This window comes from Robbsia andropogonis, from assembly GCF_000970345.1.
GTDB lineage: Bacteria > Pseudomonadota > Gammaproteobacteria > Burkholderiales > Burkholderiaceae > Robbsia > Robbsia andropogonis.
This window is the reverse complement of the sequence record NZ_LAQU01000244.1, coordinates 1-536: the sequence shown is the minus strand read 5'-3', so window position 1 is coordinate 536 and position 536 is coordinate 1. Positions and strand designations below refer to the sequence as shown.

General features: G+C 54.7%; 1 protein-coding gene. It reads right to left on the bottom strand.

The window, feature by feature from the left end; all coding sequences use genetic code 11:
* Nucleotides 1–518: helix-turn-helix domain-containing protein (locus WM40_RS29410; RefSeq protein ID WP_157793846.1), on the bottom strand; the 518-nt coding region annotated here is incomplete at its 3' end.
* Nucleotides 519–536: the final 18 nt, after the last annotated feature.

Genomic DNA, 536 nt, shown 5'->3' with positions numbered 1-536 from the left:
TAGATCGTCTCGTGCGAAATACTCATGCCAACACCGGTCCCATTTTCCTGTCTCAGCCAGCCCGAAATCTGCTCAGGCGACCAATCCTGCTTCAGCAACGCGATAACCTGTCGACACAGCTTCGGATACCGGCGTAACAACAACGATTTAGGCCGCTTACATCGCTTGAAGAAAGCAGCCTCTGCATGGCAGGCGCGATACCGAGTAATGCCGCCGTTACGCGATATCTCGCGCGATATCGTCGAGGCGGACCGATTCAAGCTCTTAGCGATTGATCGCATGCTCGCACCGCTCGCTAGTTCCCGAGAAATAGTCTCTCGCTCTTCCAGCGATAAACTGCCCTGCCTGCGAATATGCTGTCGAGGCTCAATCCCGCCGTGGTAAAGCAAGTACGAATACACCGTCGCCGGTGGTTTTGCGATGTCCCGCGCAATCTCGCTCATCGGAATGCCGCCTCGCCATAAAGTCCAGATACGGGTCTTACGTGCATCCGTCATCGGGCCAAATATGCTCGCCATGACAACACCTCAGATTTT